Source organism: Salinibacter sp., from assembly GCF_042218895.1.
GTDB lineage: Bacteria > Bacteroidota > Rhodothermia > Rhodothermales > Salinibacteraceae > Salinibacter.
Genome location: NZ_JBDGQQ010000119.1, coordinates 1 through 6897, shown reverse-complemented (window position 1 = coordinate 6897; position 6897 = coordinate 1). Strand labels below are relative to the sequence as shown.

The window sequence follows — 6897 nt, the reverse complement described above, 5'->3', positions numbered from 1 at the left end:
CCGGTACGTCTCCGTCGCCTCCCGACGGAGAGCGTCCGGCAGTTGCTCCGTCTCCACCGAGTGCGTGCGCGGCGGGCGCAACTGCTCGGCCTGCGCCGTGAGGTCGGAAGTCGGGAGGCCCAGCGTCTCGGCCAGCCGGGCGAGGCTCTCCGCGGGCTCCTCGGTTAGCCGGGCGTAGGACACCAGGACCGTCGAGTCGTCCGTCTGACGGAGAACATGCCGGTAGGCAGCGACCCAGTATTCCACCCAGAACGCCAGTTGGCTCGGATCCGAGGCCGTCTCCAGCCAGCCGTCGAAGTCAACGGGACGCAGGCCCTTGCCGAATTCGTGGTGCCCGATGGCCTCCATGTATTCCCGCACGAAGTCGTCCTCCTCATGGATCTCCAGGAAGCGCTCGTGCTGGCGGTACATGGAGGCGGCCTGCTGCACCGGATCCCGGAACGGGACGAGGAACGTGCCGTCGCGGAGCGGGGGCGGCGGGGCCGCCAGACGGGCGATGTTGAGGTTGTTCTTCGAGAGGTAGCGCCCCGCGTCCGGCCGCTCGTCCCGCCGGACGGCGATCACCTTGCGCATGTGCGTCTCGAAGAACGCGTCGAACTCCCGGTTCTGCTCGTCCGCCCGCCAGGGGCGAATGTGGTCGTCCCGGTAATGGTCGGGCCAGAAGTGCTTCCAGACCATGTCCTCGAAGGCTTCCGGGCTCGTGCCGGACACCTCAAGGCCATCGCCGTGGGTGCGCTCGCGCGTCACGTCCTCTTCCGCGAACTGACTGGAGAACTGACTCCAGAGCAGCGGACACAGCACGAACGGCATGTCCTGATAGGTGTGGCTCGCAAAATGCCCGGTGTTCCAGAGCAGCTTCAGGAGGATGGTCGTGCCGGCACGGGGGAGCGACGAGATGAACACCGGATCGTCCGCCGAGACGGACTCAAGGTCGTCCTCGTACATCATCTCCTCCACGTCGGCCATCGCGTGCTGGGCCGTGCCGCCCCGGAAGGCGATGCGGTACAGAAGCCGGTCGAGGGCGCCGTAGCGCTCGTCGAAGTTCATGGAGTGCGGAGGCGTCGAACGATCAGATAGCCCAACAGGCCCACGACGATGGTCGCGGCCAGAAAGTCGAGGCGCTGCAGAATGCCGAGGACGGCCCCGAAGGAGCCGACGCCGATGCGCTCCAGCCCCCACACGATGGCGAGAGGGCCGCCGAGGGCAAGGAGGCTTCCTCCCAGCAGGATGCCCAGCAGGCCAAAGAGGCGCCGGGCGTAGCCCTGCAGGGCCTCCTCCTTCTCGCGGTCGTCCAGCGCGTCGTTCCGCAGCACCGCGAGTGCGTCCTGGCTCCGCTCGCCAACCCCCCGAGCGTGATCCGGCAGGTTCAGATACTCGAGCGTCCCGGCAAATCCGACCACCACGAAGAGGGCGAGGGCGAGATTCATGCCACTTCTTCCTCTTCGTCGGGGGAATCCTCCGTCAGCTTGGCGTACAGCCGCTTCAGCGGGAACCAGACAAACCCGAAGAGCGCCGCCAGGACGGCGGCAGCGGCGGCCAGCAGCGTCCCGATGCCGGAAATAACGCTCCCCGGCCCGCCGTACGCATGGACGGCGTCTGGGCTTACGAGAAAAACGATTCCAACTGCGATGGTCGTGATGACAGCACGATGGAGTAGAGACATATACGAATTTATTGGTTTTTGTCTAGTACGAAAATAGGGCGTCTATTGCAACTACTCTCCGGTGGTTTTCTGCAAGTGGAAGTAGATGAAGCCCATGGCACACGACAAAAACCGGACGAGCCTTCACATTCTGCGGCAAAGATTCCTGCTACTTTCGTCATCCCGGGCTTGACCTGGAATCTTTTTGAAGAATGGCACCGCTCAAAGCGAAAAGATGCCGCATCGGAGTGCGGCATGACGTGCCAGGCAGGGATTTTTGCCGCGGGACCGGGGGTTTGGGGACCGGGAAATTTTTTGTCGTGTGCTGTGGATAAAGCCTGACGAAGGAGACGCGTTCCCAATCATCGATGGCGTGGTATGCCTCCTAAAACATAGGGGTTAGTCTGTCTTTGCACAACGGGCTCGATTGAATTCAGCGCAACCGGGCCGACACCGAGGTCCGGCGGGCCGTTGGTGTAAGGCTGCTGACATAGCGGCGCCACTCAGTGGGTCCCCTCTCAGGTCAACCCCGGCCGGGATCTTTTTCTGTAAGGTGGCTTCACTGTGTCGGGTCTCAACCATCGTGGGGCCGTTTAGGTTCAGCCCCAGTCCCGGTCGTCGAGCCACTCGACATCTCTTGGGGCCCAGCACGGCCGGGCCTCGATCCGACCGTGCCCGTCGTCGACCTCGCTGGTCTGATTCGGATCAATAGCGGGCAATCCGCAGTCGACTGCGTCTTCGAAGATGCCTTCGCGTCGCCGTAGAACCGGTGGGCTGCATTCGAGGGCCAACACATATGAGGACCAGCGCGTCGCCTCCGTGGCGTTGGATCTGCCGGGCGGTGCTTTTTGGTACTGGTTATGTCGATGCTCCAGAAAAGAAGAACTCGTCTTTCTGGAGTAGAACCCCACCGAGGTGCGTCCCCTGCTTGTTGGAGTCGTATCGACAGATCCCCAAGTGGGCCTGAGTCGATCCGTACTCGGCAGTCACAGACAGGAGACATCTGCCGGACAGAAGAGCATCGTCGTGGTATCCGCTGCGCTTCTATCGCGACGAGGCTGCTTCCCGCTCGAGAGACGGCCCCGACAGCACCATAATATCGTCGAAGTCCACCCGAGCCCTGGAGTTCATCGTATTGGAATCGCTCCATAGCATCACGGCTAGCGGGGTCTTGTCGGGCTTATCCCCAAACAGGCGCTCGTAGTCCTCCACCACGTTCCGCTCGTGTGAGATCCAGGCGCCGGTGCCCTGGTTAGGCTTCGAAGCCACGACGAGCACCTTCAGGTTGCCATAGTCAACGGTCGTCCCGGGTTCGAGCGCCGAGCTATACGTGTACTTGATGCTCTTCGGCAAACCCAGCCAGTTTTGTCCAAACGTCACGTAGACTGCGCCGCCGGTATCGTTTTTATCGCTATCCTTCTCATTGGCTCCCTCCGGAAGGGTCTGCGCTCGCCATCGCCACCGCAGGTATGGTTTGTCCGTCACGTTCCAGCGCAGCGTGGTTTTCCGAGAAAGCACCAGCCGGATGGATTTGTCGCGCGTGAATCCCTGCACAAATTGATTGTCGTCCTCCTTCCGGACGTAGAAGTTATGCGCCGGGCTCATCGCATTTCCCGCCGTTAAGGGGATGAGGTTGTCATTGGTGGTGGTGCGCCAATTGAAGGGGGGCTCCCCCGGCGAGAACGACTCGAAGTCTTCCAGGAGCGTACACTTGACCGATGCCGGCACTGTGTCACAAGGCGACTTTCCCAGACCTGGTGAGGCAACCAAAAAACTGGCAATCAGGAAGACAGTGAAACGAGGCATCGGACAAGCTGGAGTGGTGTGTATAGCTGGAAGGAGAGAGCCGCGAGGACGTATATGGAAGTAACGGAGAACCCTGTCCCAAGCGGTGTTTCCCATACTACCGATCTCCCATACTACCGATACGTGAGTAGGCTTCCAGGGTCCGTTTCTCTAGCGCCCCCACACGGGATCCCCAGCCCTCGTAGGAAGTGATTTGCGTACATTCTCACGAATCGTGGGAATCACTTCTCATCGTGATCCGTCCCCAGCGCCATTGCCTTTGACGGAGAACGTTCCAATAGCAAGCACCTTTTCCGGGTCAACCAACATTGCGAGCATGTCCACGTCCGGCCAGAAGCCGGAACTCATGTCGAGTGGCTGGATGAACACTGCATTCACGAGGTACTGGATTCTGCCGGAGCAGGCAACATCCCCCTTCGCTATGTAGTCGCCAAGAAGGGCTCTGAGGTAGATCGAGAGCCGGCCCTAGAGGCTAGATGCCAGTACGCTCCGGGGAAGAGGGGCCGGTTGAGCAAGACGGGCGTGGCGAGGAGGAAGCCGCGACCCCGATTCATGAGCGCGCCATCTTCCGGCATAGCCGTTCGTAGAGCACCAGTCACGGTGATGACCGCGTCGAGTCGACCGACGAGCACGGCCAGGACGCCACTGTCCTCCGCGTCAGGTCGTGCCGAGAGACTTCAGATATCCGAGATACTTTCAACTTGTCGTATGGTTCAATAATCCATTCCCACGTCGTCCGTCCGTTGGGGGACACTTCCAAGACACGGCCGGCCTTCGCCTCCGCAAGCAACATGTTTCCGTTCGGAAGCTGTTGCCACATGCCTTGCGTGTCGGTATAAAGTAGCTCCGACCTTGGGGTTGGGAAGCGAATCTCCAGGGAGTCGGTGCGAGGCTGTACGGCCACGATGCGACTCCCCCCCAGCATCCGGCCTCGATCGGAGAAATTCCGGTTGTTGTCAAAGATGCCAATCCATCCGTCGCCAACGAAGTCCGGATCGTGTTGCATGATGAGCGGATCCGACGTGTACCACTTCACCGTTCTCGTAGCCGGATCAAAAACGAATACGAGACTGATTTTACGGAGAGATACCAGCAAGTCGCCAGCCTCAAAGAGCGGATATTCATCCGCCATGGACGACGATAGCGGCTCCACGTCGTTCAGATGAGTGATGTCGGTAGCTCGTGGTTGATCGTCTCCGGCCTGCGGCTGCCATGCCTTTACGATGTAGCGCTCCAGGTCATTCGAATAAAGGACGTCGAGCACGTTAATCCTCTCCAACAGGGTCCCTTCTGCACTCACGTGATGAATTTGGTCGAGCCACACTGGATCGTCGAGGCCCGGAAATCCATCGGGATATTGATCGCTCCTCGTGCGAGCCCGTTCGCTAAGACCAGGAATCCAGAACGTTCCGTCTTCAGCCCGCTCAACGGAGTGGTGGTTTCCCCGTGGGAGTCGCCAGCGGATCTCTCCACAGGCGTCGATACGCACCGCTCCTACATATTCGGCGTTAAACAAGACATCTCCATTCGGAAACAGATGGGAACCGTGTAAGATTTTGTGTTCCGGGTCGCCCCGCCGGTCGACAGAGTCGGGAAAGAGAGCGCCTCGGTCCACGCGCCACGTGTGGAGGGCCTCCCCGTGTCGGTCAATCAGCTTAAAGCCGGGGTACCACCCCTTCGAGCCCTTCCACAGCGAGTTGATAAACGTCAGGCCCGGCTGCATCGCGCTCGTGTCGGGAATGCGCACGCCGTGCCGGTCGTAGACCCGAGTGGTGAGGGAGGGCCGGTACCAGAGATTGCTAGCCTCCTGCTGAGCCTGACGGATGAGTTGATCAGGAAACAGGCCATTTTGACGACTCGCATATCCGTAAACAAACGACAGTACGGCCAGCGAGACAAAAAAAGCGACCGTTTCGGAGGAAAGTTTATTCATCGTTCCGCTTCCGTTGAAGACCCCCAGAGACTACGTGTATTTCTGCCCGACAGGAAGCCGGTTGCCTTCGAGTCAGCTACGGCGTTGTGCGGAGGGAATCGGCCGAGGAGCACGGCCAAGACGCTATCTCCTCCGGCGTGAGGTCGTGCCGAGCCGCCTGCGAGATTCGAGAGACCTTCGATTCGTTATAGGGGTCGATAATCCACTCCCACACTGTTCGACCATCCGGGGCGACCTCCACCACGCGCCCCGCTTTCGATTCGGCCAGGAGCATGTTTCCATTCGGAAGCTGCTGCCACTTCCCCGTCGCATCTGTGTAAAAGGGATCCGAGCGCGGCGTCGGAAAGTACACCTCGACCGAGTCGGTGTGAGGCTGTACGGCCACGATGCGACTCCCTCCCGACATTCGCCCCCGCTTTGCAAAATCCATGTTGTTGTCAAAGATGCCGATCCACCCATTTCCGATAAAGTCGGGATCGTGCTGCTGAACGAACGGCTCCGAAATGTGCCACTTGACAACCCCCGTTTCAGGATCGAGAACAAACACGAGGTCGATCTTCCGCAGTGACACGACCAAATCGCCAGCGTCGAAGAGGGGGTACTCGTCGGCCATAGACGGCGAGAGCGGCTCCACGTCGTTCAGGTGAGTGATGTCGTTCGCATTCGGCTCGTCCTGCTCGGCCATTGGCTCGTACGCCTTGGCGATGTACCGTTGGAGATCGTTTTCATAAAGCACGTCGAGGACGCTAATCCTTTCCAGCACGTCTCCCTCCTCGCTCACGTGAAGCAGTTGGTCGATCCAGATTGGGTCATCGAGCCCCGTAAATCCGTTCGGATGGTTCTCGGTCTTGGTGCGCTTCTCCGCACTGGTACCCGGAATCCAGAACGTGCCGTCTGTGGCCTGTGCCACCGAATGGTGGTTGCCCTGTGACAACTGCCACTGAATCTTACTGCAGGCATCGATGCGCACCGTACCTACGTAATCGACATTAAACACCACGTCGCCGTTGGCGAGCAGCTCCGATCCGTGCAGGATCTGCTGTGTAGGATCGCCCCGCCGGTCGACAGAGTCGGGAAAGAGAGCGCCTCGGTCCACGCGCCACGTGTGGAGGGCCTCCCCGTGTCGGTCAATCAGCTTAAAGCCGGGGTACCACCCCTTCGAGCCCTTCCACAGCGAGTTGATAAACGTCAGGCCCGGCTGCATCGCGCTCGTGTCGGGAATGCGCACGCCGTGCCGGTCGTAGACCCGAGTGGTGAGGGAGGGCCGGTACCAGAAATTGCTGGCCTCGTCTTGCACCTGCCGGATGATCTGGTCCGGGAAAAATCCGTTTTGGCGGGCCGAGTACCCGTAAAGCAGGGCAATCACCACCACAGACAGGACGAAGGCGACCTTTTCAAAGGAGACGTTTCTCATTGTCTGTTTGGTCATTTTTCAGAACAGTTCGGCGCGGATCGGAGCGCGCTTTCGTCAGGCATTCTGCGCGGAGTAGCGGCCCCGTATGACCGCGATGGCCTC

At 60.1% G+C, this 6897-nt stretch carries 6 protein-coding genes; all 6 read right to left on the bottom strand.

Annotated features, from left to right (window positions below):
* A partial coding sequence (locus tag ABEL04_RS10725; RefSeq protein WP_375802388.1) for a sulfotransferase occupies window positions 1-1047 on the bottom strand: 1047 nt, incomplete at its 3' end.
* On the bottom strand, window positions 1044-1427 hold the full coding sequence (locus tag ABEL04_RS10720) for a hypothetical protein (protein WP_375802387.1): 384 nt from the start codon (window positions 1425-1427) through the stop codon (window positions 1044-1046). The genes ABEL04_RS10725 and ABEL04_RS10720, both read right to left, overlap by 4 nt.
* Complete coding sequence (locus tag ABEL04_RS10715) at window positions 1424-1663, bottom strand: hypothetical protein (RefSeq protein WP_375802386.1); 240 nt, start codon at window positions 1661-1663, stop codon at window positions 1424-1426. The genes ABEL04_RS10720 and ABEL04_RS10715 overlap by 4 nt, the downstream gene beginning before the upstream one ends.
* A gap of 1023 nt (window positions 1664-2686) precedes the next feature.
* The gene (locus ABEL04_RS10710; RefSeq protein WP_375802385.1) at window positions 2687-3370 is read right to left on the bottom strand and encodes a DUF3047 domain-containing protein; all 684 of its coding nucleotides are present in this window, start codon (window positions 3368-3370) and stop codon (window positions 2687-2689) included.
* Window positions 3371-4043: 673 nt separating this feature from the next.
* Entirely contained in the window at window positions 4044-5381 is a 1338-nt protein-coding gene (locus ABEL04_RS10705; protein WP_375802384.1) for an arylsulfotransferase family protein, read from the bottom strand.
* 76 nt (window positions 5382-5457) lie between these two features.
* A complete protein-coding gene (locus ABEL04_RS10700; protein WP_375802383.1) occupies window positions 5458-6795 on the bottom strand; it encodes an arylsulfotransferase family protein in 1338 nt (445 codons plus the stop codon).
* Window positions 6796-6897 lie beyond the last annotated feature (102 nt).

What these genes read in the sequence shown, in the direction of transcription:
- ABEL04_RS10700 (WP_375802383.1), bottom strand. Translation starts at nt 6,795, where the DNA reads ATGAGAAACGTCTCCTTTGAAAAGGTCGCCTTCGTCCTGTCTGTGGTG.
- ABEL04_RS10705 (WP_375802384.1), bottom strand. Translation starts at nt 5,381, where the DNA reads ATGAATAAACTTTCCTCCGAAACGGTCGCTTTTTTTGTCTCGCTGGCC.
- ABEL04_RS10715 (WP_375802386.1), bottom strand. Translation starts at nt 1,663, where the DNA reads ATGTCTCTACTCCATCGTGCTGTCATCACGACCATCGCAGTTGGAATC.
- ABEL04_RS10720 (WP_375802387.1), bottom strand. Translation starts at nt 1,427, where the DNA reads ATGAATCTCGCCCTCGCCCTCTTCGTGGTGGTCGGATTTGCCGGGACG.